Below are 23,369 nucleotides of genomic sequence, written 5' to 3' on the forward strand. Positions count from 1 at the left end.
TTTTTACCCCATTCGCATTTGCAAACATAGTGTTAACAGGCCCTTACATGATGGAAACTTGGCTGATCATCGCCCTGGCTGTGGCCAACCTGCTGTTGCTGGTGTGGTTGCTGCGCAAGCCGTTGGAACCTTCGGATACGGGCCGCACTGAGTTGCTCACGAACATCGCGGCGGGCCACGACAAGCTGGAGCGCGAGCTGCGCCGCGAGATCGGCGACAACGCGCGCAGCGGCCGCGAGGAACTGGCGAAAACTTTCGCCACCTTCCAGCAAACCCTGGTGCAGCAAAGCGCCGAAGCCACCCGCACGCAGAACACCCAGATCGACGCGTTCGCGCAGCAGCTCACCTTGTTGCAAAAAACGCTGTCCGACACCCTGAGCACGCAGCTGCAATCGGTCAGCGAGTCGAATGCCAGGCGCATGGGTGAGGTGCGCGAGACGCTGGAAAAGCAGCTCGCGCAGTTGCAGCAGACCAATTCGGCCAAGCTCGACGAGATGCGCAAGACGGTCGACGAAAAGCTGCAGACCACGCTGGAAACCCGCCTGGGCGAAAGCTTCAAGCAGGTGGCCGACCGGCTGGAGCAGGTGCACAAGGGCCTGGGCGAGATGCAGACGCTGGCCCAGGGCGTGGGCGACCTCAAGCATTTGCTGACCAATGTGAAAACGCGCGGCATTTTCGGCGAGGCGCAGCTCTCGGCCCTGCTGGAGCAGGTGTTTACCGTCGACCAGTACGCGGCCCAGGTCATCACGCGCCGCGGCGGCAAGAACCCGGTCGACTTTGCGATCAAGCTGCCGGGCCGTTCCGATTCCGGTGAGCCGCTGTGGTTGCCGATAGACGCGAAATTCCCAAACGAAGATTACGAGCGCCTGCTGGACGCGCAGCAGCGCGCCGACGTGCTGGGCGCGGAAATCGCCGGCAAGGCGCTGGAGGCGCGCATACGCCTGGAGGCCAAGGCTATCTCCGACAAATACATAGACCCGCCTTACACCACCGATTTCGCCATCCTGTTCCTGCCGACCGAGGGCCTGTATGCCGAAGTGCTGCGCCGCCCGGGTCTGATGGAGTTCCTGCAGCGTGACCACCGTGTCACGCTGGCCGGCCCGACCACGCTGCTGGCCATGCTCAACTCCCTGCAAATGGGTTTTCGCACGCTGGCGCTGGAAAAACGCTCCAGCGAAGTCTGGCAGGTGCTGGGCGCGGTCAAGACCGAGTTCGGAAAGTTCGGCGATGTGCTGGCCAAGGTCAAATCGCAAACCGAAACCGTGCTCAACACGCTGAGCAGCGCCGAGCAGCGCAGCCGCGTCATGGGCAAGGCCTTGCGCAATGTCGAAGCGCTGCCCGAAATCGAATCCGCCCGCCTGCTTCCATTGGATCCCCTTGACAAAGACCTGGACAACCCCTGACGCGCCTCGCATGAGCTGCGCCGCATGACGCCCGAACTTGCCCGCCTGATCCTGGCGCAGATTTGCCTGCATGCCTGCATGGCCGGCACGCGCATGGCGGCGCCGCTGCTGGCGCTGCGCGAAGGCTACAGCCCTGCGGCGGTGGGCGTGCTGCTCGCGCTGTTTGCCCTCACCCAGGTCTTCCTGGCGCTGCCAGCCGGCCGCTTCGCCGACCGGCACGGTCTTCGCCGCCCCATCCGCTACAGCGTGTTTGCCGCTGTGCTGGGGGCCGGGGCGGCAGTGGCTTTTCCGGTGTTCCCGGTGCTGTGCCTGGCGGCGCTGCTCACGGGCGGCGCCACCGGCGCGGCGGTGATTTCGCTGCAGCGCCATGTGGGCCGCGCAGCGGTCGGTGCGCTGGAACTGCGCCAGGTGTTCAGCTGGCTGGCCATAGGCCCGGCGGTGTCCAATTTCATTGGCCCATTTTCAGCAGGCTTGTTGATTGACCATGTGGGCGCCGTGCCGGGCAGCACTTCGGGCTACCGCGCCGCTTTTTTGCTGATGGCTATCCTGCCGCTGGCCTGCTGGTTCCTGGTGCGCAAGACCCAGGAACTGCCGCCCGTCATTGCTGCCAGCGGCGGCCCGCAGTCCAAGGCTTGGGATTTGCTGCGCCAGCCCACCTTTCGCCGCCTGATGATGGTGAACTGGTTTCTGTCGTCCTGCTGGGACGTGCACACCTTCGTGGTGCCGGTGCTGGGTTTTGAGCGCGGCATCAGTGCGTCGGTGATCGGCACCATCCTTGGCTCGTTTGCGGTAGCCGCTGCGCTGATCCGCATGGTGATGCCGCTGGTGGCGGCCCACCTGCGCGAGTGGAAGGTCCTGGCGGTTGCCATGCTGGCGACGGCCGCGCTGTTCGGCATCTACCCGTTGATGCACTCGGCGATCGGCATGGGCCTGTGCTCCATCCTTCTGGGCCTGGCGCTGGGCATGGTGCAGCCCATGGTCATGAGCATGCTGCACCAGATCACGCCGGAAGCGCGGCATGGTGAGGCACTGGGCTTGCGGCTGATGGCGATCAACGCCTCCAGCGTGGTGATGCCCATGTTGTTCGGGTCCGCCGGTGCGTTGATCGGGATTGCCGGCGTTTTCTGGACCACCGGCGCGGTCGTAGGCGCGGGTTCGCGGGCGGCCTGGCTGCTCAAGGACAGCATGCCCGCGCATGGCGGGCACGACGCCGAGACTTAAAGACGGTAGAAGTCCTTGATCAGGTCCCAGGCGACCTGCGGATCGTCGACGTACTGGAACAGCTTGAGGTCGTTCGGCGAAATCACACCTTCTTCCACCAGCATCTCGGTATTGAGCAGGCGCTTCCAGTAGCTGCTGCCGAACAGGATGATGGGCACCGGCTTGGCCTTGCGGGTCTGCACAAGGGTGATGACCTCAAACAGCTCATCCAGCGTCCCGAAGCCGCCCGGGAACACCACCAGCGCCTTGGCACGCATCATGAAATGCATCTTGCGCAGCGCGAAGTAGTGGAACTTGAAGGACAGCTCGGGCGGCACGTAGGGGTTGGCCGCTTCTTCCATGGGCAGCACGATGGCCAGGCCCACGCTGAGGCCACCGGCCTCGTGCGCGCCGCGGTTGGCCGCCTGCATGATGCCCGGGCCGCCGCCGGTGCAGATGAAGAGCTTGGTTTCCGGCGGCTTGTCGCTGCTGTACTGCGCCACCAGCTTGCCGAAGGCGCGGGCGCTTTCGTAATAGTGGGCGTTGCGCGCCAATTTTTTCGCGCGGTCTATGACCTCCGGGTCGCCGCCGGCTTCGGCCTCGGCCACCATGAGGACGGAATCTTCTTCGCTGCGAAAGCGGGCGCTGCCGAAAACCACCACGGTGTTTTCAATGCCGTGGGCCTGCTGTTCCAGGTCGGGCTTGAGCAGCTCGAGCTGAAAGCGTATGCCGCGGGTTTCGCGGCGCAGCAGGAATTCCGGGTCGGCAAAGGCCAGGCGGGAAGCGTCGGCTTCGAGCGGATTGCCTTCATTGGCGTGGGCCTGCAGTGCCGCCCAGGCGTTGGCGAGTCGGCTGACGGATAGATCCTGTTTTTGTTCCATGGGCTTATTGTCAACGATCGGAGAGGGCGGCTGCTTTTCCCGGCATTGGCGCGGGACGCAGAAAGCAAAAAGGCTCCGTGAGGAGCCTTTTGCGGGGTGCCGAAACGGGTTTACACGCGTTTGCGGTATTCGCCGGTGCGGGTGTCGATTTCGACTACGTCGCCCTGGGCCACGAAGATGGGCACGCCGATTTCAAAACCGGTCGCGATCTTGGCGGGTTTCAGGACCTTGCCGGAGGTGTCACCCTTGACGGCAGGTTCGGTCCAGGTGATTTCGCGCTGGACGCTGGTGGGCAGTTCCACCGAGATGGCCTTGCCGTCGTAGAACACGACTTCCAGCTCCATGCCGTCTTGCAGGTAGTTGAGCGAATCGCCCATGTTTTCGGCTTCGACTTCGTACTGGTTGTACTCGGAGTCCATGCAGACGTACAGCGGATCGGCAAAGTAGGAGTAGGTGCAGTCCTTCTTGTCCAGGACGATCTGGTCCATCTTGTCGTCGGCTTTGAACACGACTTCGGTGTTGAAGTTGGCGACCAGGCTCTTGAGCTTCATGCGCACGGTGGCGGAATTGCGCCCGCCGCGACTGTATTCGGTCTTGAGCACCACCATCGGGTCTTTGCCGTGCATGATGACGTTGCCAGCGCGGATTTCTTGAGCGATTTTCATAGCAGTTTCACTGAGGTAGGCCGCTAAACGCTTGCACCGGTGTGCAGGTTATGCGGCGGGTTGTGCAGGACGCCAAAACCTGGTTGGTCTTCGGGCTGGTCTGCAAAGCCCATGATTTTAACGTTTTTTTGCCACAAAGCCGAGCAGCCGGGTCGCCAGGTCGTCCTGGGCTGTCAGGCGGGTGCGGCCCGCACGGGTAGCGGCCTGCCAGGCGGGCAGGTCGGCGAGCGGGGGCAGTGGGCCCTCGGCGGCGCCTTGGGGCGCCTCCCGGCGGTTCCAGGCGGCATGAAATGCGCGCAGGGAGGGCGGCGCCTGCAGCCAGTCCAGAAAGGCCTGGAGCTTGTCCAGGTGGGCGTCGTCGTGCTGGGGGTAAATCTGCCAGACAAAAGGCCGGCCGGCCCAGAGCGCGCGCACCACCGAGTCCTCGCCGCGCACGAAATTCAGGTCGCAGGCCCAGAGCAAATGGTCGAACTCCGTCTGCGTCACCAGGGGCAGGCAGGAGATCGACAGCTGCGAGCCCCGTTTCTGGCTGTATTTGTCACCTGCAATGGCTTGTACAGCAGCGGCCGCCCGTCCGGCCGCCACCAGCAGGTGTACGGGCCGCCCTTGCAGGCCTTGTTGCGCGAATTGCGCCAGCAGGCTTTGCAGTGCGGGGGGCTCATAGCAGAACAGGGAGACCAGCGCCGCCCCTTCGTTGGGAATTTGGTGGGATTCAAGCCATGCAATGCGGTCAAACTGCGCTTGCCGCTCCAGCAGGCCGGGTTCGCGCAGCAAGCCGCCGGTGTTTTCGGTGAAACCAGGGTAGAAAAACCATTTGGTCCAGCCCGCCGCCGGACCGCTTTGCACGGGCGAGGGCAGGGCGTGGCTGCGTTCCACATAGTCCTCGGCGGACAGGTACTCGAGGTTGATCCAGATGGGCTTGAGGCCGCTTGCCTGTGCGGCATCGGCGCAGGCGGCCAAAAATTCGGGTGCTATTTCACAGCCGAAGGCTTCGATCAGCACATCGGTCGGCTGTTGCGCAAGCCCGGCGGCCTGCAGGTCCAGCGGCCCGCCATCCTGCGGCCAGGGCAGCACACGAACCCGCTCACACCCGGCCGGCGCCATCCAGCGCAGGGCCGAGGCATCGTCCACCCACAACCGCACCGCGTGGCCGCGCGAGGCCAGGTCGGCAGCCAGGCGCCAGCAGATGCCAATGTCCCCGAAGTTGTCGATGACTTTGCAAAAAATGTCCCAAACGCGTGCTGCGGCCATGGCGGGTATTGTGATGCAGGTGATGCAAGCGATACGGCGGCGCTCTCAAAGCGCCGCTACACGGCAAAATAGGGGATATGCCCGAACATTCTCCCGTTGAAAAGCCAGGCTCCGGACACGCACCGGCGCTGCTGGCCGAAGTGGCCGCGCTACCCGCCTTGCCCGGCGTCTACCGCTACTTTGATGCCGAGGGCGGCGTGCTGTACGTCGGCAAGGCGCGCAACCTCAAGAAGCGGGTTTCCAACTACTTCCAGAAGAACCATGGCGGCACGCGCATAGGCCACATGGTGACCAAGATCGCCCGCATGGAGACCACGGTGGTGCGCTCCGAGGCGGAAGCGCTGCTGCTCGAAAACAACCTGATCAAGACGCTCAACCCGAAATACAACATCCTGTTTCGGGACGACAAGAGCTACCCCTACCTCAAGCTCACCGGCGCGCGCCCGCCCGTGGAGGGCGAGGCGCCGGCGGCCGCAGTGTTCCCGCGCATTGCCTATTACCGCGGCGCGGTCGAGAAAAAGCACCGCTACTTCGGGCCTTACCCGAGTGCCTGGGCCGTCAAGGACACCATCCTGCTGCTGCAAAAGGTGTTCCGGCTACGGACCTGCGAAGACACGGTGTTCAACAACCGTACCCGGCCCTGCCTGCTGTACCAGATCAAGCGTTGCTCGGCGCCTTGCGTGGGCCACGTGTCGCCCGAGCAGTACGCGCTAGACACCGCCAACGCCGAGCGCTTCCTGCAGGGACAGGCGCAGGACATCCTGACCGAACTCGAGAGGAAAATGCTGGCGCACGCGGACAGGCTGGAGTTCGAGCAAGCGGCCGAACTGCGTAACCAGATGTCGGCGCTGTCCAAGGTGCTGCACCAGCAGTCCATGGAAATCGGCGGCGACAAGGACGTCGACATCCTGGCGGTGAAAGTGCAGGGCGGCAAGGCCTGCGTCAACCTTGCGATGGTGCGCGGCGGCCGCCACCTGGGTGACAGGGCCTACTTCCCTAGCCATGTCGAGAATGCGGCCGACGTTGCGGCGCTCGATGCCGAGACCGGCATCGAGGCCGGGCAGGCCGCGCCGGCTTCAGCGCCTGCTGCCAAACCGCTGGAAGCCCTGGTGCTGGAAGCCTTTATCGCGCAGCACTACATAGACGTGCCAGTTCCGCCCACCCTGGTCTGCAGCGAGCCTGTGGACAAGGAATTGATGGAGGCCTTGAGCGCCCAGACCGGCATCAAGGTCACGGCCATCCATCAACCGCGTGAGCAGCGCCGAATCTGGCTGGAGATGGCGCAGAAAAACGCCGGCCTGCAGCTGGCCCGTCTGCTGGCCGAGCAGGGCTCGCAACAGGCGCGCACGCGCGCGCTGGCCGAGGCGCTCGATTTGCCGCTGGACAACCTGGATACCCTGCGCATCGAGTGCTTCGATATTTCGCACACGGCCGGCGAATCGACGCAGGCTTCCTGCGTGGTGTTCCAGGAGCACAAGATGGTCAACAGCGAGTACCGCCGCTACAACATCGAGGGCATCACGCCCGGCGACGACTATGCCGCCATGCGCCAGGTGCTGACGCGCCGCTACACACGTCTGGCCGAAGCGGCGCGCAACGGCGAGGCCAAGCTGCCCGACCTGGTGCTGGTCGACGGCGGCAAGGGACAGGTCTCGATGGCGCGTGAGGTGTTCGAAGAGCTCGGCCTGGACCTGGGTCTGATCGCCGGCGTGGAAAAAGGCGAGGGCCGCAAGGTCGGCCTGGAAGAGCTGGTGTTCGCCGATGGGCGCGACAAGGTGTATTTAGGACGGGATTCGGCCGCGCTGATGCTGATCGCGCAGATCCGCGACGAGGCCCACCGCTTTGCCATCACCGGCATGCGGGCCAAGCGGGCCAAGGTGAGGGTGGGCGGCAGCAAGCTGGAAGACATCGCGGGCATAGGCCCCAAGCGGCGTGCCAGCCTGTTGCAGCGCTTTGGCGGCATTCGCGGCATTGCTTCGGCCAGTGCGGAAGACATTGCCACAGTGGATGGCATTTCGAAGGATCTGGCCGAGGAAATTTACCGCGCGCTGCATTGATGGGTCGTCCGGCGCCAGACGTATTTGTGCAACGGAGCCCACCGTTTTGGTGCGCTTTAACCCGGTGCGCGGCAGGCTTGGTGCGGCTCATGCCAAAATCGGGTCATGTTTCTGACCATCCCCACGCTGATGACCTGGACCCGCATTGTTGCGATTCCGCTGATCGTGGGGGTCTTCTACCTCAATATGGCGCCTGCGGAGCGCAACCTGATCGCCACCGTCATGTTCGTGGTGTTCGCCGCGACCGACTGGCTGGACGGCTTTCTGGCCCGCAAACTGAACCAGACCTCTTCCTTCGGCGCCTTCCTCGACCCGGTGGCCGACAAATTCCTGGTATGCGCCTCCTTGCTGGTGCTGGTTCACCTGCAGCGCGCCGACGTGTTCGTGGCCCTCATCATCATCGGCCGCGAAATCGCGATCTCGGCGCTGCGCGAGTGGATGGCCCTGATCGGCGCCACGAAAAGCGTGGCCGTGCACATGCTGGGCAAGGTCAAGACCACGGTGCAGATGATCGCCATCCCCTTTTTGCTGTTCGACGGCGTGCTCTTCGGCGTGATCAACACGCATGTCTGGGGCACCTGGCTGATCTGGATCTCCGCCATCCTCACGGTGTGGTCCATGATTTATTACCTGCAAAAAGCCATCCCGGAAATCCGCGCGCGCGCCAAATAGCCTCGCCGTCCCCCCAAAGCTGCCCTCCTTGAGTTCTCCCTCTACTTCCCCGGGTGCCTTGATCCGGGCCATGCCCGCCGTGTTTGTCGTGATCTGGAGCACCGGCTTCATCGTCGCCAAGTACGGGCTGCCTTACGCCCCGCCGTTGACCTTCCTGGCGATACGCTATCTCCTGTCCATCGTTTGTTTCCTGGTCTGGATAGTCCTGGCCCGGGCCGCCTGGCCCAGGACTCGCGCGCAGTGGGGCCACCTGGCCGTCACCGGCTTGCTGATGCATGCGGGCTACCTGGGTGGAATCTGGAGCGCGATGAAGGCCGGCATGGGTTCGGGCCTGACGGCGCTCATTGTCGGGCTTCAGCCCGTGCTCACGGCGCTGTGGGTGTCGTGGATGTCCTCGGGCGATGCCGGCAACGCACAGGCCCGGGTCAGCCCGCGCCAGTGGGCCGGCCTGGCATTCGGGCTGGGCGGCTTGCTGTTGGTGGTGTCGCGAAAATTCGGGGCAGGCCAGGAGGTCAGCGCGCTCACGCTGGCCTGCACCGTGTTCGCCCTGTTCTGTATCACGGCCGGCACGCTTTACCAAAAGCGTTTTGTGCAGCCGACCGATGTGCGCACCGCCAATGCCATCCAGCTGGCGGCGGCCTTGGTGGTGACTTTGCCGCTGGCTTTGTTCGAAACCGAAGCGATCAACTGGAATGCGCATTTCCTGAGCGCCATGGCCTGGTCGGTGCTGGCGCTGACGCTGGGCGGCAGTTCACTGCTTTACCTGCTGATCCAGCGCGGCGCGGCGACTGCCGTGACCAGCCTCTTGTACCTCGTGCCGCCTACAACAGCCTTGATGGCCTGGCTGTTGTTTGATGAACCCATCACCGTGACCACTATCGCCGGCACGGCGATCACCGCGCTGGGCGTGAGCCTCGTGGTGCGGTCCGCGAGGCCGCCGGCGACCGCATAGTCTTCCAGGGCGCGTCCTGGAACTGAGCCACCAGGTGGTCTACCAGCAGGCGTATGCGCCGGGGTTGGTCGGTGCGGTAGGGCGCCAGCCAGTGGATGTCGGCATCAGGCATCGAATACGCCGGCAGCACGCGCACCAATTGGCCCGAGGCCAGCTGCGGCGCGATATCCCACAGGCTGCGCAGCATGATGCCGCGGCCTTCCAGGCACCAGTCGCGCACCAGTTCACCCGAGTTGCTGGCCAAAGGGCCTTGAACGCGTACGCGCGCGGGGGTCTTGTCGCGTTCCCGCTGCAACTGCCAGACATCAAAGCGCTGGCCGGCGGCATTGCCGTTTTCACGCACGATCAGGCAGGCGTGATCCTGAAGCGCCTCCAGGTCGGTGGGTTCGCCATGCTGTTTGATGTAGCGGGGCGAGGCCGCCAACACGCGCTGGTTGCGCGCCAGCCGGCGCGACACCCACTCGGCCGCCTGCCTGCCCTGCACCGACCACAGCCAGATGGCGCCGTCAAAGCCTTCGTTGGCCAGGTCCGGTAGCCGTTCTGTCAGCTGCAGCTGAATCTCGATGCGTGGATAGCGCTCCTGGAAAGCGGCCAGCGCCGGTCCCAGCCAGAGCCGGCCGAAGCCGAAGGTGGCCGCCAGGCGGATCAATCCCGTCGGTTCGGCCTTGCGCTCCTGCAGCTCCGATTCGAGTGCCATAAAGCCCTGTAGCAGGACCTGGGCGCGTTCGCACACGGTTTCACCTTCTGCTGTGGGGCTGACGCGCCGGGTGGTGCGCTGAAACAGCCGCTGCCCCAACTGGGCTTCGAGTGCGGCAAGCCGCTTGGTCACCACGGGCGGCGCCACATCGAGGCTGAGTGCCGCGGCGGTCAGGCTGCCGCCATCGCGTACGGCCAAAACCAGTTCCAGGTCGCTGCGGTCCATTTGTGCCTTAAAGGAAACAATTGATTGCTTAATTATTGCTTGAATCGGTGCAGCGTCTTGTACAAAATCAATGCCAGGCAAAAAGGGAGGCGCACAAACAGGAAAGCGCAAACTCCTCCCAGCCAAAAAGAGAAAGCAAGGCTGATTGATGTTCGAAGGATTTTCCCGGCGCGATATCGAAGGACCCGCTGGCAGGCTGCACACCCTGCAGGGCGGCAGCGGTGCGCCCTTGCTGCTGCTGCACGGACACCCGCAAACCCATGTGATGTGGCATGCGGTGGCCGGTGAACTGGCCAAGTCATTTAGCGTGGTCATGATGGACTTGCGCGGTTACGGGGATTCGGCCCGGGTTGCGAGCGATGCGGATCATCAGGCTTATTCGAAGCGCGCGATGGCGCAGGACGCCGTGGCCGTCATGAAGGCCTGCGGGTTTTCGCGTTTCCAGGTGCTGGCCCATGACCGCGGCGCGCGCGTGGCCCATCGCCTGGCGGTCGACCACCCGGATGCGGTGCAGCGCCTGATGCTCCTCGACATAGCGCCCACGCTGGCTATGTACGACAACACGACGGATGCCTTCGCGCGTGCCTATTGGCACTGGTTTTTTCTGATCCAGCCGCCGCCCTTGCCGGAAGCGCTGATCGAATCCGACCCGGTGCGCTATGTGCGCAGCGTGATGGGCAAGCGCCACGCCGGCCTGGCCGCATTTGCGTCCGCCGCGCTCGCCGAGTATGAGCGCTGCGCGCAGATCCCCGGCACCGCCGTCAGTATTTGCGAGGACTACCGGGCCTCCGCCACCATCGACCTGATGCATGACCGCGCCGACGTCGCGGCCGGCCTTCGACTGGCTCAGCCGCTACGCGTGTTGTGGGGCGAGCACGGTGCGGTAGGCCAATGCTTCAAGGTACTTGATCTCTGGCGCGAACGCGCGCGGGATGTATCGGGCCTGGCCCTGCCTTGCGGCCACTACATCGCGGAAGAGGCGCCGGCGCTGCTGCTGGCCGAAGCGCTGAAATTTTTCAAACCCTGACTCCGAAAATTCAAAGGAACATCATGAGCAAGCACACCGGAAAAAAGAGAATCGCCGTTATCGCCGGCGACGGCATCGGCAAGGAGGTCATGCCCGAGGGCATACGCGTGATGGAAGCCGCGGCCGTCAAGTACGGTATCGATCTGCATTTCGATCATTTCGATTTTTCGAGCTGGGACTACTTTGAAAAGCACGGCAAGATGCTTCCCGACAACTGGAAGGACCAGATCGGCGGACATGACGCGATCTACTTCGGCGCGGTGGGCTGGCCGGACAAGATTGCGGACCACGTCTCCCTGTGGGGTTCCTTGCTGCTGTTCCGCCGCGAGTTCGACCAGTACATCAACTTGCGGCCGGCGCGTTTGATGCCCGGCATCATCGCGCCGGTGGTGCGGCGCGACGGCAGTCCACGCCAACCGGGCGAAATCGATTTTTACATCGTGCGCGAAAACACCGAGGGCGAATACTCAAGCATAGGCGGGAAGGCCTTCCCGGGCACCGACCGCGAATTCGTGCTTCAGGAGTCGGTGTTCACCCGCATTGGTGTAGACCGGGTGCTGAAATTCGCGTTCGAACTGGCTCAGTCGCGGCCGAAGAAGCACTTGACGAGTGCAACCAAATCGAACGGAATTTCGATTTCCATGCCATATTGGGACGAGCGCGTGGCCGAAATGGCGAAAAACTATCCAGGTATCAAGCTGGATAAATTTCACATTGACATCCTGACCGCACATTTTGTGCAGCGCCCGGATTTCTTTGACGTGGTGGTGGCCAGCAATCTCTTTGGCGACATCCTGAGCGACCTGGGGCCGGCGTGCACCGGTACTATCGGCATCGCGCCCAGCGCCAATCTGAACCCCGAACGAAAATTCCCGTCGCTGTTCGAACCGGTGCACGGTTCGGCCCCTGACATCGCGGGGCGCAACGTCGCCAATCCCATTGGCCAGATTTGGTGCGGTGCAATGATGCTTGAATTCCTGGGGCATAAGGATGCGCACGACGGCATCCTCGCCGCGATTGAAAAAGTACTGGAGCCCGCAAGTGGTGCGCCGCGTACGCCCGACCTGGGCGGGAAGGCCGGCACGGCCGATGTCGGCAAAGCCATTGCCGAGGCCGTGGCACGTTGCTAGGACCGCTGGAAAGCAGTTGGAAAGCCCTGTTTTGCCTAGCATGAAAATTACACATCATGCTTACGATTAAGTCGAGAAAGCGCTGAAAAAACGTCTAGAATCCGCCTCCGCACGTTGTAAAAACTTGCTGCTGTATTGACAGGTTAGAAGTCCATGGCTCTAATTGGAATCAGCAGAAGACCTGCACATGCCGCTCCCGCTGACACGTTCACCACAGTGTCCCGGGAGATATTTTTTAGAGACAACCAGATTAACTTTTTACCGACGAGGGGCTCCTTGTGAACAAGACCGAACTGATCGAGCACATTGCCAAGCACGCTGATATTTCCAAAGCTGCCGCCACGCGCGCGCTGGAATCCACGATTGGCGCTGTGAAAACAACCCTGAAAAAAGGAGGCTCCGTGTCTCTGGTGGGTTTTGGCACTTTCGCGGTGGGCAAGCGCGCTGCACGCACCGGCCGTAATCCCCGGACCGGCGATGCGATTAAAATCAAGGCAGCCAAGGTTCCGAAGTTCCGTCCGGGCAAAGCTCTCAAGGATGCTTTGAACTGACAAGAACGTTTGACGTGGGGTGCTTAGCTCAGTTGGTAGAGCAGCGCCCTTACACGGCGTAGGTCGGCGGTTCGAGCCCGTCAGCACCCACCACCCACGAGAAAAAGGCGAACGAGGTTCGCCTTTTTTGTTGTTGGGCCCCGGCTTTGTCCGTTAGCAGTCGTACAGGAAATTCGAGATGTTTGATTTCGTTCGCAAGCACACCAAGATCGTCATGGTGCTGCTGTTTTTGCTGATCCTTCCGTCCTTTGTGTTGTTCGGTCTTGACGGCTACAACCGATCCAAAGACCAGAGCGCCACAGTGGCCAAGGTAGACGGCAAGAACATCACCCAGCCGGAATGGGATCGTGCCCACCAGCGTGAAATGGACCAGCTGCGCAACTCCATGCCAAACCTGGACCCCAAGCTGATGGATTCGCCCGAGGCGCGTTATGCGTCGCTGGAGCGGCTGGTGCGCGAACGCGTTGTTGCCGCCGCCGCGGAGAAGTTCAAACTCACCACCAGCAACGAACGCCTGGCGCGCGAATTGCAGCAAAGCCCTGAAATCGCCTCCTTGCGCCGTCCGGACGGCAGCCTCGACATGGAACGCTATCGCCAGCTCCTGGCGGCGCAGGGCATGAGCCCCGAGATGTTCGAAGCCAATGTGCGTACCGACCTGTCGAATCGCCAGGTGATGGTCGGCGTGGGGGCCAGCGGTTTTGCGCCGAGTTCGGCTGCCGACATTTCGCTGAATGCCTATTTTGAAAAGCGCGAGATCCAGCTGGCCCGTTTCAATGCCGCAGACTTTGTCGCCAGGCTGAACCCGACCGATGCCGACCTCGAGCAGTATTACAAGGCCAACGAAAAGCTTTTCCAGGCGCCTGAGCAGGCCAGCATCGAGTACGTTCTGCTCGACATGGACAGCGTGGGCAAGGGCATCGCCGTCAATCCGGGCGACCTGAAAACCTACTACGAGCAAAACCTCCCGCGTTTTGAGGGCGAGCGGCGGGCCAGCCACATCCTGATCGCATCCCCCAAGTCCGCCCCTGCGGCCGACAGGGAAAAAGCCAAGGCCAAGGCACAGGAGCTGCTGGCGCTGGTCAAAAAATCCCCCGACAGCTTCGCCGACGTGGCGCGCAAGAATTCGCAAGACCCCGGCTCAGCGGCCAAGGGCGGCGATCTCGATTTCTTCGCACGAGGCTCCATGGTCAAGCCTTTTGAAGACGCCGCTTTCTCCATGAAAAAAGGCGAGATCAGCGATGTGGTCGAGTCCGAGTTTGGTTACCACATCATCAAGCTGACGGACAGCAAGCAACGCAGCTTCGAAGAATTGCGTCCCGAACTTGAGGCGGCCATGAAGAAGCAGGAAGCCCAGAAGAAGTTCGCTGAAGCGGCCGATGTTTTCACCAACGCTGTCTATGAGCAAGCCGAAAGCCTCAAGCCCGCGGCGGAACGCCTGAAGCTGGAAATCAAGTCCGCGGCCAATGTGACGCGCCTGCCTCAGGTTGGCGCGACCGGTGCGCTGGCGAACCCGAAATTTCTCAATGCCCTGTTTGCTCCCGACGCGATCGAGAAAAAGCGCAACACCGAAGCCGTTGAAGTGGGGCCGAACCAGCTGGCCTCGGGCCGCATCGTGCAATACAGTCCCGCGCATACCCGTCCCCTCGCCGAAGTCAGGGAGGCGGTGCGCCAGCGCTGGCTGGCCCAGCGTGCCGCGGAAGAGGCCCGCAAGGAAGGCGTTGCCAAGCTGGCTGCCTGGAAGGCTGCTCCTGCGTCTGCCACGGGCTTGGTGGCGCCCATGGTGGTCTCGCGTGAACAGACGCAAAAACTGCCCAATCCGGTGATTGACGCCGCGCTGCGCGCTGACGCCAGCACACTGCCGGCCTTTGCGGGTGTTGACCTGGGGAGCCAGGGCTACGCCATCGTCAAGGTCGAGAAAGTCGTTCCCCGTGACGCTCCCGTGGAAGCCGCCGCCAAGCAGCAGCGCGACCAGTACGGGCAGTGGTGGACGTCGGCGGAAAGCCTGGCGTATTACAACAGCCTGAAAGACCGTTTCAAGGCGGAAATCCTGGTTCCCAAGCCAGCCCCGGCCAAGGCAAATCCAGAAGAAGTCGTTACCCAATAAAGAAGCGGCGGCTTTGCCGCTATAATGCAGGGTTCCGGTGGCTGTAGCTCAGTTGGTAGAGTCCAGGATTGTGATTCCTGTTGTCGTGGGTTCGAGCCCCATCAGCCACCCCAGTATCTGAAATCCCGCATACCGTTTGGTATGCGGGATTTTTTCTTTCCGGCGCGTGCTTGCCTGGGCACCCGACTCGGTGGTGCCGGCGTCACAATTCGACACGTACTGCGTGCCGATGTGCGGCAAGATACATGGCCGTAGCTGCCTCAAACTAACTGTTTGACGGCCCCGCTTACCCCCAGGCTTCCGGCTTCTCCCGGCCCTTGGGACCCACTATCTTTCCAGACAGGAACGCCTTGTTTCCGCCATTCGGTTCTTTCATCCCAGCCCGGCAAGCCTTCGTCAAGCTGCAAGCCATTTTTCTGGCCGCGATGCTGGTGACGGTTGGTGCGCGCGCGGCCGATACGTGGCTGACCATCACCGGCGATCCAGCGAATTCCGCGAGCCACTACGTTCAGGTGAACGTGGCGGCCATCCAGATCAAGGACGACCTGCGGCTGCTTCCGGTGCGCATCAACCGCGCGACACAATGGGCTCCTGCGGGCGAGGCGCTTCAGTTCCGCTCGGTGGTGACCGAGGTGCAAATCGACTGTACACAGCAGATCGCGCGCTATGTGAGGGCTGCTTTTTATGCCCAGCCGGACTTTCGCGGAGAACCTTTCCGGATCACCACCTATGCCGGGGACGACATACGGCCCATGATCTTCAAGGAAAGTGACGACGATCCCAACGCGCGCATTGTCAAGGCCGCCTGCAGCGTCAAGAATGTGACTAACTAGCGTAGGGGTGATGTGTGGGCGTCGCAGCCATGGAGAAATTCAATTGACCATGACCAGCTTACCCTTGACCCCGCGCGAACCCATGTGGGCATAGGCCGCCTTGAGTTCGGCCATGGGCATGGTGCGGTCTATCACCGGCTTGATCTTGCCCTGCGCGTACCAGCCCGCAAGCTCGGCCATCATGGCCGCATTGGCCTTGGGTTCGCGCTTGGCAAAGTCACCCCAGAACACCCCCACGATGGAGGCGCCCTTGAGCAGCGTCAGGTTCAGCGGCAAGGCGGGGATGGGGCCCGAGGCGAAGCCCACGACCAGATAGCGGCCGCGCCACGCAATGGAGCGGAAGGCTGGTTCCGCAAAGTCGCCGCCCACGGGGTCATAGATCACATCGGGGCCTTTGCCTTCGGTCAGGGCCTTGATTTCATCGCGCAGGTTTTTGGTGCCGTAGTTGATGGTGGCGTCCGCGCCTATAGAGGTGCAAAGCGCGCATTTTTCATCGGTGGATGCGGCCGCGATCACGCGCGCGCCGGCCGCCTTGGCAATCTGGATGGCAGCGGTGCCCACGCCGCCGGCGGCGCCCAGCACCAACACGGTTTCGCCGGCCTTTAGCTGCGCGCGGTCCATCAGGGCGTGCCAGGAGGTGGCGTAAATCATGATGAACGCGGCGGCGTCCACATAAGAAAAGCCAGGGGGCAGCGGCATGCACAGGGCTGCGGGCGCGAGGGTATGGGTGCCAAAGCCGCCCGTTCCGGAGAGACAGGCTACGTTCTGCCCCACCTGAAGGTGCTTGACGCCTTCCCCCACGGCCTGGACGATGCCTGCGTATTCAGAGCCCGGCACGAAGGGCAGGGGCGGCTTCATCTGGTATTTGTTCTGGACGATGAGAAGGTCGGGGAAGTTCAGGCTGGCCGCCTTGATTTCGATCAGGACTTCGCCGGCTTTGGGCTGTGGCGTGGGGAGCTCTTTCCAGGTCAGGGCGTCTACGCCGGTGGGATTTTCACAAAGCCAGGCTTGCATGAGATGTCTCCGAGGGTTGGAAATGGGCGGCGGCGCCACGCCCAAAAAGCGGAAAACGGGGAGGGTAGCGCATTCACTGCATCATAGGCAAAGCCTGGGTCTTCGCCACGCCAAAAGGGCTGCGGGCTGTCACGGCCGTGACCGTAAAATCGTCCCATGAAAATACTCATCTGCAACGACGACGGTTACCAGGCTTCCGGCATCATCGCCCTCTACGAAGCGCTTAAAACCGTTGCGGATGTCGAGGTGGTGGCGCCCGAGCACAACAACAGCGCCAAGTCCAACGCGCTGACCCTGCATTCCCCCATGTACGTGCATACGGCGGCCAACGGCTTTCGCTACATCAACGGCACGCCGGCCGACTGCGTGCACATCGCGCTGACCGGCCTGCTGGGCTACCGGCCTGATCTGGTGGTGTCCGGTATCAACAATGGCGCCAACATGGGCGACGACACGATTTACTCCGGCACGGTGGGCGCGGCCATGGAGGGCTATTTGTTCGGCATCCCGTCCATCGCCTTTTCGCAGACTGAAAAAGGCTGGGCCCACATCGACGTCGCGGCCAGGCGCGCGGCCGATTTGGTGCTGCAACTGATCCCGTCGCTGGAACACGTGGTGGAGGGCGCGGAGCCCACGGTGCCGCCGTGGTTGCTCAACGTGAATATTCCCAACCTGCCCGACGACGAGATTCGCGGCGTGAAGGTGGCCCGCCTGGGACGCCGCCACGCGGCCGAACGCGTCATCATGCAGACCAGCCCGCGCGGCGAGACCATGTACTGGATCGGCGGCGCAGGCCCCGCGAAGGAGGCAGGTGACGGGACCGATTTTTATGCCACCAGCCAGAAGTATGTCTCCATCACGCCACTGCAAGTGGATTTGACCGATCATGAGCGCCTGCCTTACTGGGCCCAGACCGCCGCCCGGCTGACCCAGCCGCGTTAAAGGCCTGCCGCATGAAATCCAGCCTCAAGCCGCCTTTCAATCCCCCGGCACCCAAGCCCGCCTCCAAGGCGCCTGAAGGCGCGCCGCGCCCGTCCTTTCCGGTGCGGCTCAAGCCCGATGCGGGTGTCCCATCGGCGACGCGATTGGTCGCTACCAATGCTCGCTCCCCGGCGGCGGCAAGCCCCAATAGCGCGAAGAAGCCCGCGCCTGCCGCATCTCCCTCGCGGCCGGGTGGTATCGGGCTGGATTCACAGGCCGTGCGCGCGCGCATGGTGGCCAAGCTCGCGGCGCAGGGCGTCAGTGATGCACAGGTGCTGGGCGCCATGGGGTTGGTGGAGCGCCATCGTTTTGTCGATTCCGCGCTCGTCAACCAGGCTTACGAAGACACCAGCCTGCCGATAGGCTTGGGCCAAACTATTTCCAAGCCTAACGTGGTGGCCCGCATGCTTGAGTTGCTGCGCCACGGTGCGGCGAGCGGTGCGGGAAAACTCGGCAGGGTGCTTGAGATCGGCACAGGTTGCGGCTATCAGGCCGCGGTGCTGAGCCACCTTGCAACCGAGGTCTACAGCATCGAACGCTTGCGCGGCCTGCATGACAAAGCCAGGGAGAACCTGCGGACATTGCGCCTGCCCAATGTGCACCTGCTCTTTGGGGATGGCATGATGGGCTATTCCAAGGGGGCACCCTACGCCGCCATCATCGCGGCGGCGGGCGGTGAAGCCATTCCTGCGGCCTGGACGGACCAGCTGGCGGTGGGCGGCCGGCTGGTGGCACCCATGCAAACCGCCGGCGGTGCGCAAGCGCTGGTAGTGGTGGACAAAACACCTCAAGGCCTGCGGCAGACATTGCTGGAGGCAGTTCACTTTGTGCCTTTAAAATCGGGAACAAGCTAAAAGACCCAGCCCCCTGGAGAGGCAGCCTGCATCCATGCGATACGTCCAGCAAGCCAGACCAGCCCGGTGCGCCTTGCGGCCCGGGCAAGTCAGTCAAGATTGAAGTCGAAAGAAACAATGAACCAAACCGTACTGTCGAACAGTGCACCCGCTCTGCTTGCCACCCGCTCCCTGCCCGGCAGGCTGGGCCTGTCCTGCATGCTCGCAGCCGCGCTGTTCGCAGCAGGCTGCTCTACCCGTTCCCTTACCAACGCACCGGTCGAAGACCGCGGGACTTTCGGCACGCGCCCCGTGCCGGGCGCCGTCGACTCCGGCGTCGTCAAGCAATTGCCCGGTTTTGAGAATGCCGGCAAGCCCGGCTACTACACCGTCAAGCCCGGCGACACCATGATCCGCATTGGCCTGGAGAATGGGCAGAACTGGCGCGACATTGTTCGCTGGAACAACCTCGAGAACCCCAACATCATTGAAGTAGGGCAAGTGCTGCGCGTTGTGCCGCCGAACAGCGAAAGCCCCGCAGTCGTGACTCGCCCGGTGTCACCGGGCTCAGCCCCCGCATCCAGCACGGCACCGGCGCAGGCAGCAAGCAGCGCTGCCAAACCGGCCTCGGCGCCCGCCAGCGCCAGCCAGTCGCCCGCACCGGCCGCGACAGGCGACGAAGACATCGCCTGGATCTGGCCGGCGCAAGGCCCGATGGTGGCGGGTTTTGACGAAGCCAAGAACAAGGGCCTGGACATTACCGGCAAGGCCGGCGATGCTGTGGTGGCATCCGCCGACGGTCGTGTGGTGTATGCGGGTGCAGGCTTGCGCGGTTACGGCAACCTGGTCATCCTCAAGCACAACAACACCTTTCTTACAGCCTACGCGCACAACCAGACGCTGCTGGTGAAAGAAGACCAGAACGTCAAGAAGGGCCAGAAGATCGCCGAAATGGGCAACAGCGATGCGGATCGCGTGAAGCTGCATTTTGAAATTCGCCGCCAGGGCAAACCGGTGGACCCGGCCAAATACCTGCCCGCCAAATAAACGCGTCGCGTCCAGACAAAAAGGAGCTCGGCGGCCGCCCGGCTCCTTTTTCTTTGCCCGCCGTGTGAGCTCCTCAACGGGGATCCACGATCTCATCGTAGCCGCGGCCCCTGAACTCCAGCAGGTCCAACCCGTGGCCGAAAGGGTCGGCCAGCCCGGCGATGCGCCCCCAGGCGCGATCGGCCACCGGCATCTCCAGCACCGCGCCGTAGCGCTGCAGCCGTGCCACGGCGGCATCGATGCCTTCCACCACAAAATCCAGGTGAACCGGTGTCCAGTGCCGGTTGTAGTTGCGCACGCCTTCGTGGCCGCTGACGGGCCTGGTACCCGGCGCGTTGAAGAGCAGGTCTATGGGGCTGCCGGCGCCCAGGATCTCCACAAAGTCGCTCTTGAAACGGCGGCCGACCCGCAGCCCCAGCCCCTGGGTATAGAACGCGACGGCGCGCTCCATGTCATCAACGTCGATGCAGATGCGAACTTCCATGCTTCATTCCTTTGGGTGCTCCGGAAAATGGTACCGCAGCCTGAGACAATTGGTGCATGACAGAAGAAAGCCCGATCACCAAGCCCGCCGCTGCTGCAGACTATCCGCCTGACCTGCTGGAGGTTGAGTCGCTCGACATCGAAGCCCAGGGCATTGCTCACAGGGCCGACGGCAAAGTGGTCTTCATCGAGGGCGCATTGCCTTTCGAGCAGGTGACGGCCAACGTTTACCGCAAAAAGAGCAGCTTTGAAAAAGCCGTGGTGATGGCCATCCACCGCGAATCGTCCCAGCGTGTACGGCCGGCCTGCCCGCACTTCGGTATGCACACCGGCGCCTGCGGCGGCTGCAAGATGCAACATTTGCATGCCGGTGCGCAGGTGGCCGTGAAGCAGCGTGTGCTGGAAGACAACCTCAGGCACATCGGCAAGTTAAAGGCGGACGGCTTGCTACGCCCGATCGAAGGACCCGCCTGGGGCTACCGCTACCGCGCGCGGCTGTCGGTGCGTTACGTGCGCAAAAAAGGAACCGTGCTGGTGGGCTTTCACGAGCGCAAAAGCAGCTACGTGGCCGACATGAGCGAATGCCACGTGCTGCCCCGCCATGTCAGCGACATGCTGGTGCCGCTGCGCGAGTTGATCGGCGGCATGGATGCGAAAGAAACCCTGCCGCAGATCGAGCTGGCGTGCGGCGATGACGTAACGGCCATGGTGCTGCGCCATATGGAACCGCTCAGCAAGGGCGACCTGGCGCGCCTGCGCGCCTTTGCCGCGGCTCACCCGGGCCTGCAGTGGTGGCTGCAGCCGGGCGGCCTTGAGACAGTGAAGCTGCTGGATGACGCCGTGCAGGAACTCAGCTACGGCCTGCCCGAGTTCGGCATTACCATGCCGTTCAAGCCGACTGACTTCACCCAGGTCAATCCGCAGATCAACCAGGCGTTGGTCTCACGCGCATTGCGCTTGCTGGCTGTGCAATCTGATGAGCGCGTGATCGACTGGTTTTGCGGCCTGGGCAACTTCACGCTGCCGCTGGCGACTCGTGCCCGGGAGGTGCTGGGTATCGAGGGCAGTGAAGTGCTGGTGGCCCGTTCGCGGGAAAATTTCGAAAGAAACCGGGCAGCGTCTTCCGTTCGTCGGGCGCTGGCCCCGACCCGGTTTGTGGCTCGCAACCTCTTTGAAATGACGCCGGCCATGTTGGTCAAGGACGGGGCGGCCGACAAATGGCTGGTGGACCCGCCGCGCGAAGGGGCGTTCGAGCTGTTCAAGTCGCTGGCGGCGCTGGAGCAGCAGATCGCCAGCGGCGTTCCTTGCGATGACGGCGAACACCAGCAAAGCCTGTCCCTGGAGGGCTGGACGCCGCCCAGGCGTATCGTCTACGTGAGTTGCAACCCGTCTACCCTGGCGCGGGATGCGGGAGTGCTGGTGGAGGCCGGGGTGTGGCGTTGCACCGCGGCCGGCGTGGTCAACATGTTTCCGCATACGGCACATGTGGAGTCCATTGCCGTGTTCGAGCGGATATAAAAAAAGGAGCCCGAAGGCTCCTTTTTTTGCGTGTATCGCGGACGCGTTAGTCTCTTTCGCCGCCGAAGATCCCCAGGAGAAGCAGCAGGTTCTGGAAGATGTTGAACAGGTCCAGGTAAATGGCCAGGGTGGCGCTGATGTAATTGGTTTCGCCGCCGTCGATCACCTGTTTCAGGTCATACAGCAGGTAGGCGCTGAATATCCCGATGGCCAGGGTGCTGATCGTCGCCATCATCATGGTCGAGCCAACAAACACGTTAATGACAGCTGCCACCAGGATGACCAGGACGCCGGCAACCAGCCATTTGCGCATGCCGCTCAGGTCGCGCTTGATGACGGTGGCCAGGCTGGCCATTACGAACATCACACCTGCGGTGCCCGCAAATGCCGTCATGACCAGCGAGGAGCCGTTGCTGAAGCCGAGCACCATGGCAATCAGGCGCGAGAGCATCAGGCCCATGAAGAAGGTAAAGCCCAGCAGCACCGGTACGCCGGCGGCGGAGTTTTTGGTCTTCCCAATGGCAAAAATGAAGGCGAATGCACCGGCCAGGAACACGATCATGCCCAAGCCGCCGGTCAGCGGACGGGTGATGCCAGTCGCCACGCCCAGCCAGGCGCCCAGCACGGTAGGCAACAGGCTGAGGGCGAGCAACCAATAGGTGTTGCGCAGGACCTTGTTGCGTTGCTCGACGCTTGTGGCAACGCCATAGTCGAGGGTTTGAACGTTGTCTGTCATGAGGGTCGTCTCCAGGGCGCCAGCAAATGCAGGCAAGATTATTTTAGGGCGCATCACCATTTATCCAGGCCGCACTCCCTACTTTTTGTAAGGGTTCTATAAGCTAATTTGGCGGCAATGGGTCTGAAGGACTGCCTCGAATTTGCGTATGCTCGGTATCTTTGCCAACAAACCAGGAAATCCTGAAGACCATGAAATCAAAAGCAGTGCTTGAATTCGCAGACGTCAAGACCATCGCGGCCGCCGCTGAAGCCGAAGCCATCAAGAACAACTGGGCTGTGACCATTGCCATCGTCGACGACGGCGGCCACCTGCTGCACCTGCAGCGCCTGGACGGCGCGCCGCCGATCTCCTCGCACCTTGCGCCCGCCAAAGCCAATACCGCCGCCATGGGCCGCCGCGACAGCAAGATCTACGAGGACGTCATCAACGGCGGGCGCATGTCCTTTCTGTCGGCGCCTTACCTCCACGGCATGCTGGAAGGCGGCGTACCCATCATGAAGGACGGGCAGTGTATCGGCGCCGTGGGCGTGAGCGGGGTCAAATCAAGTGAAGATGCGCAGATTGCCCGTGCGGGCATGGCCGCCATCGGTCTCTAAAGCCTGTTGCAGGCAACATAAAAAAAGCCGACCACAGGGTCGGCTTTTTTATTGGCGTGAGATGAAAGACATCAGAAAAAAAGCCTGGCTAAACAACTCCGGGGAGTCTATGGCTGGCTAAAAACGACCTTGGGAGCTTGGTAGCCCCGGATCGCCCCACGATGAAACTGTTGATGAAAAGTATGCTGAAGCTTGGCGCGTCGACCTTATTTGGTCAGGATCAATTTGCCCAGACGTGTGGCCTGCAGCCGGTAGGTGGAACCATTGTGGCTGATCTCTACGGCCTTTTGCCCACGCAGGATTTCCGTGCTGTTGACTGTGGTCGCGGAACTACCCTGGCTGCCCGAAGCGGTTTCTGTGTGCACGGGGGCGCGAGCAGGAAGGCTTAAGGTGTTGGATGGGGGCAGTGCGATCGTCATGGTTTCAACCTGTTTGGGTTTCGTTGAGTTAATGATAACCATTCTCATTTGAAAGTCAAGCGAGTTTGAGCTGCGAAGTGTTTTCTTTTTG

Annotated in this window: 23 protein-coding genes and 2 tRNA genes; 17 read left to right on the forward strand and 8 right to left on the reverse strand. The window is 62.5% G+C overall.

Features of this window, described 5'->3' with window-relative positions:
* Positions 1-47: 47 nt before the first annotated feature.
* Positions 48-1,403, forward strand: coding sequence for a DNA recombination protein RmuC (locus AC1DXS_RS22995; RefSeq protein WP_477739762.1), 1,356 nt, complete (start codon positions 48-50; stop codon positions 1,401-1,403).
* A gap of 24 nt (positions 1,404-1,427) precedes the next feature.
* Positions 1,428-2,624, forward strand: a complete 1,197-nt coding sequence (locus AC1DXS_RS23000) for an MFS transporter (protein WP_477739763.1) — start codon at positions 1,428-1,430, stop codon at positions 2,622-2,624.
* On the opposite strand, the gene AC1DXS_RS23005 is transcribed toward AC1DXS_RS23000, so the two are convergent.
* The 3 genes from AC1DXS_RS23005 to earP form a co-directional block, all read right to left on the reverse strand.
* Positions 2,621-3,484 carry an LOG family protein gene (locus AC1DXS_RS23005; RefSeq protein WP_477739764.1) on the reverse strand — a complete coding sequence of 288 codons (864 nt, stop codon included), beginning with the start codon at positions 3,482-3,484 and terminating at the stop codon, positions 2,621-2,623. The genes AC1DXS_RS23000 and AC1DXS_RS23005 overlap by 4 nt on opposite strands.
* A 110-nt stretch (positions 3,485-3,594) precedes the next feature.
* A complete protein-coding gene (gene efp, locus AC1DXS_RS23010) occupies positions 3,595-4,149 on the reverse strand; it encodes an elongation factor P (RefSeq protein ID WP_007868500.1) in 555 nt (184 codons plus the stop codon).
* A 117-nt stretch (positions 4,150-4,266) separates the two neighbouring features.
* The gene (earP, locus tag AC1DXS_RS23015) at positions 4,267-5,400 is read right to left on the reverse strand and encodes an elongation factor P maturation arginine rhamnosyltransferase EarP (protein WP_477739765.1); all 1,134 of its coding nucleotides are present in this window, start codon (positions 5,398-5,400) and stop codon (positions 4,267-4,269) included.
* A 77-nt stretch (positions 5,401-5,477) separates the two neighbouring features.
* Between earP and uvrC the strand changes: the two genes are divergently transcribed.
* The 3 genes from uvrC (at position 5,478) to AC1DXS_RS23030 (ending at position 9,081) form a co-directional block, all read left to right on the forward strand.
* Complete coding sequence (gene uvrC / locus AC1DXS_RS23020; protein ID WP_477739766.1) at positions 5,478-7,457, forward strand: excinuclease ABC subunit UvrC; 1,980 nt, start codon at positions 5,478-5,480, stop codon at positions 7,455-7,457.
* A gap of 105 nt (positions 7,458-7,562) precedes the next feature.
* Positions 7,563-8,129, forward strand: a complete 567-nt coding sequence (gene pgsA, locus AC1DXS_RS23025; protein WP_477739767.1) for a CDP-diacylglycerol--glycerol-3-phosphate 3-phosphatidyltransferase — start codon at positions 7,563-7,565, stop codon at positions 8,127-8,129.
* Positions 8,130-8,199: 70 nt separating this feature from the next.
* The gene (locus AC1DXS_RS23030; protein WP_477739768.1) at positions 8,200-9,081 is read left to right on the forward strand and encodes a DMT family transporter; all 882 of its coding nucleotides are present in this window, start codon (positions 8,200-8,202) and stop codon (positions 9,079-9,081) included.
* On the opposite strand, the gene AC1DXS_RS23035 is transcribed toward AC1DXS_RS23030, so the two are convergent.
* Positions 9,023-10,003, reverse strand: a complete 981-nt coding sequence (locus tag AC1DXS_RS23035) for a LysR family transcriptional regulator (RefSeq protein ID WP_477739769.1) — start codon at positions 10,001-10,003, stop codon at positions 9,023-9,025. The genes AC1DXS_RS23030 and AC1DXS_RS23035 overlap by 59 nt on opposite strands.
* A 148-nt stretch (positions 10,004-10,151) precedes the next feature.
* Here AC1DXS_RS23035 and AC1DXS_RS23040 point away from each other — a divergent pair, with 148 nt between their 5' ends.
* From AC1DXS_RS23040 to AC1DXS_RS23070, 7 genes are all read left to right on the forward strand, one after another.
* Positions 10,152-11,030 (forward strand): alpha/beta fold hydrolase, encoded by an 879-nt coding sequence (locus AC1DXS_RS23040; protein WP_477739770.1) that lies wholly within the window; start codon positions 10,152-10,154, stop codon positions 11,028-11,030.
* 23 nt (positions 11,031-11,053) lie between these two features.
* Positions 11,054-12,160, forward strand: coding sequence for a tartrate dehydrogenase (locus AC1DXS_RS23045; protein ID WP_477739771.1), 1,107 nt, complete (start codon positions 11,054-11,056; stop codon positions 12,158-12,160).
* 278 nt (positions 12,161-12,438) lie between these two features.
* Positions 12,439-12,711 carry an HU family DNA-binding protein gene (locus tag AC1DXS_RS23050; protein ID WP_007874140.1) on the forward strand — a complete coding sequence of 91 codons (273 nt, stop codon included), beginning with the start codon at positions 12,439-12,441 and terminating at the stop codon, positions 12,709-12,711.
* A 17-nt stretch (positions 12,712-12,728) separates the two neighbouring features.
* Positions 12,729-12,804: transfer RNA gene (locus AC1DXS_RS23055), tRNA-Val, on the forward strand.
* Between the two features lie 85 nt (positions 12,805-12,889).
* Positions 12,890-14,815, forward strand: coding sequence for a SurA N-terminal domain-containing protein (locus AC1DXS_RS23060; protein ID WP_477739772.1), 1,926 nt, complete (start codon positions 12,890-12,892; stop codon positions 14,813-14,815).
* A gap of 37 nt (positions 14,816-14,852) precedes the next feature.
* Positions 14,853-14,928: transfer RNA gene (locus AC1DXS_RS23065), tRNA-His, on the forward strand.
* 237 nt (positions 14,929-15,165) lie between these two features.
* Complete coding sequence (locus AC1DXS_RS23070) at positions 15,166-15,648, forward strand: surface-adhesin E family protein (RefSeq protein ID WP_477739773.1); 483 nt, start codon at positions 15,166-15,168, stop codon at positions 15,646-15,648.
* Positions 15,649-15,687: 39 nt separating this feature from the next.
* Here the strand turns inward: AC1DXS_RS23070 and AC1DXS_RS23075 are convergent, their stop codons facing one another.
* Positions 15,688-16,662 (reverse strand): NADPH:quinone oxidoreductase family protein, encoded by a 975-nt coding sequence (locus AC1DXS_RS23075; protein WP_477739774.1) that lies wholly within the window; start codon positions 16,660-16,662, stop codon positions 15,688-15,690.
* A 156-nt stretch (positions 16,663-16,818) separates the two neighbouring features.
* Here AC1DXS_RS23075 and surE point away from each other — a divergent pair, with 156 nt between their 5' ends.
* From surE to AC1DXS_RS23090, 3 genes are all read left to right on the forward strand, one after another.
* A complete protein-coding gene (gene surE / locus AC1DXS_RS23080) occupies positions 16,819-17,604 on the forward strand; it encodes a 5'/3'-nucleotidase SurE (RefSeq protein ID WP_477739775.1) in 786 nt (261 codons plus the stop codon).
* Between the two features lie 11 nt (positions 17,605-17,615).
* Positions 17,616-18,497, forward strand: a complete 882-nt coding sequence (locus AC1DXS_RS23085; RefSeq protein WP_477739776.1) for a protein-L-isoaspartate(D-aspartate) O-methyltransferase — start codon at positions 17,616-17,618, stop codon at positions 18,495-18,497.
* A 117-nt stretch (positions 18,498-18,614) separates the two neighbouring features.
* On the forward strand, positions 18,615-19,523 hold the full coding sequence (locus AC1DXS_RS23090) for a peptidoglycan DD-metalloendopeptidase family protein (RefSeq protein ID WP_477739777.1): 909 nt from the start codon (positions 18,615-18,617) through the stop codon (positions 19,521-19,523).
* Between the two features lie 73 nt (positions 19,524-19,596).
* Here the strand turns inward: AC1DXS_RS23090 and AC1DXS_RS23095 are convergent, their stop codons facing one another.
* Entirely contained in the window at positions 19,597-20,007 is a 411-nt protein-coding gene (locus AC1DXS_RS23095; RefSeq protein ID WP_477739778.1) for a VOC family protein, read from the reverse strand.
* A gap of 56 nt (positions 20,008-20,063) precedes the next feature.
* On the opposite strand from AC1DXS_RS23095, the gene rlmD reads away from it, so the two are divergent.
* Positions 20,064-21,524: a 23S rRNA (uracil(1939)-C(5))-methyltransferase RlmD gene (rlmD, locus tag AC1DXS_RS23100; RefSeq protein WP_477739779.1), complete on the forward strand. Its 1,461-nt coding sequence runs from the start codon at positions 20,064-20,066 to the stop codon at positions 21,522-21,524.
* A gap of 46 nt (positions 21,525-21,570) precedes the next feature.
* Here rlmD and AC1DXS_RS23105 read toward each other — a convergent pair whose 3' ends face one another.
* Positions 21,571-22,260: a Bax inhibitor-1 family protein gene (locus tag AC1DXS_RS23105; protein ID WP_477739780.1), complete on the reverse strand. Its 690-nt coding sequence runs from the start codon at positions 22,258-22,260 to the stop codon at positions 21,571-21,573.
* A gap of 191 nt (positions 22,261-22,451) precedes the next feature.
* Between AC1DXS_RS23105 and AC1DXS_RS23110 the strand changes: the two genes are divergently transcribed.
* On the forward strand, positions 22,452-22,859 hold the full coding sequence (locus AC1DXS_RS23110) for a GlcG/HbpS family heme-binding protein (RefSeq protein ID WP_477739781.1): 408 nt from the start codon (positions 22,452-22,454) through the stop codon (positions 22,857-22,859).
* Positions 22,860-23,065: 206 nt separating this feature from the next.
* On the opposite strand, the gene AC1DXS_RS23115 is transcribed toward AC1DXS_RS23110, so the two are convergent.
* Entirely contained in the window at positions 23,066-23,278 is a 213-nt protein-coding gene (locus AC1DXS_RS23115; RefSeq protein WP_477739782.1) for a hemin uptake protein HemP, read from the reverse strand.
* Positions 23,279-23,369 lie beyond the last annotated feature (91 nt).

It is taken from the genome of Polaromonas sp. P3_B1, from assembly GCF_056402935.1.

Excerpts from the sequence above, each read along its gene's own strand:
- AC1DXS_RS22995 (WP_477739762.1), top strand. The coding sequence starts at position 48 with ATGATGGAAACTTGGCTGATCATCGCCCTGGCTGTGGCCAACCTGCTG.
- AC1DXS_RS23000 (WP_477739763.1), top strand. The coding sequence starts at position 1,428 with ATGACGCCCGAACTTGCCCGCCTGATCCTGGCGCAGATTTGCCTGCAT.
- AC1DXS_RS23005 (WP_477739764.1), bottom strand. The coding sequence starts at position 3,484 with ATGGAACAAAAACAGGATCTATCCGTCAGCCGACTCGCCAACGCCTGG.
- efp (WP_007868500.1), bottom strand. The coding sequence starts at position 4,149 with ATGAAAATCGCTCAAGAAATCCGCGCTGGCAACGTCATCATGCACGGC.
- earP (WP_477739765.1), bottom strand. The coding sequence starts at position 5,400 with ATGGCCGCAGCACGCGTTTGGGACATTTTTTGCAAAGTCATCGACAAC.
- uvrC (WP_477739766.1), top strand. The coding sequence starts at position 5,478 with ATGCCCGAACATTCTCCCGTTGAAAAGCCAGGCTCCGGACACGCACCG.
- pgsA (WP_477739767.1), top strand. The coding sequence starts at position 7,563 with ATGTTTCTGACCATCCCCACGCTGATGACCTGGACCCGCATTGTTGCG.
- AC1DXS_RS23030 (WP_477739768.1), top strand. The coding sequence starts at position 8,200 with ATGCCCGCCGTGTTTGTCGTGATCTGGAGCACCGGCTTCATCGTCGCC.
- AC1DXS_RS23035 (WP_477739769.1), bottom strand. The coding sequence starts at position 10,003 with ATGGACCGCAGCGACCTGGAACTGGTTTTGGCCGTACGCGATGGCGGC.
- AC1DXS_RS23040 (WP_477739770.1), top strand. The coding sequence starts at position 10,152 with ATGTTCGAAGGATTTTCCCGGCGCGATATCGAAGGACCCGCTGGCAGG.
- AC1DXS_RS23045 (WP_477739771.1), top strand. The coding sequence starts at position 11,054 with ATGAGCAAGCACACCGGAAAAAAGAGAATCGCCGTTATCGCCGGCGAC.
- AC1DXS_RS23060 (WP_477739772.1), top strand. The coding sequence starts at position 12,890 with ATGTTTGATTTCGTTCGCAAGCACACCAAGATCGTCATGGTGCTGCTG.
- AC1DXS_RS23075 (WP_477739774.1), bottom strand. The coding sequence starts at position 16,662 with ATGCAAGCCTGGCTTTGTGAAAATCCCACCGGCGTAGACGCCCTGACC.
- surE (WP_477739775.1), top strand. The coding sequence starts at position 16,819 with ATGAAAATACTCATCTGCAACGACGACGGTTACCAGGCTTCCGGCATC.
- AC1DXS_RS23085 (WP_477739776.1), top strand. The coding sequence starts at position 17,616 with ATGAAATCCAGCCTCAAGCCGCCTTTCAATCCCCCGGCACCCAAGCCC.
- AC1DXS_RS23090 (WP_477739777.1), top strand. The coding sequence starts at position 18,615 with ATGAACCAAACCGTACTGTCGAACAGTGCACCCGCTCTGCTTGCCACC.
- AC1DXS_RS23095 (WP_477739778.1), bottom strand. The coding sequence starts at position 20,007 with ATGGAAGTTCGCATCTGCATCGACGTTGATGACATGGAGCGCGCCGTC.
- rlmD (WP_477739779.1), top strand. The coding sequence starts at position 20,064 with ATGACAGAAGAAAGCCCGATCACCAAGCCCGCCGCTGCTGCAGACTAT.
- AC1DXS_RS23105 (WP_477739780.1), bottom strand. The coding sequence starts at position 22,260 with ATGACAGACAACGTTCAAACCCTCGACTATGGCGTTGCCACAAGCGTC.
- AC1DXS_RS23110 (WP_477739781.1), top strand. The coding sequence starts at position 22,452 with ATGAAATCAAAAGCAGTGCTTGAATTCGCAGACGTCAAGACCATCGCG.
- AC1DXS_RS23115 (WP_477739782.1), bottom strand. The coding sequence starts at position 23,278 with ATGACGATCGCACTGCCCCCATCCAACACCTTAAGCCTTCCTGCTCGC.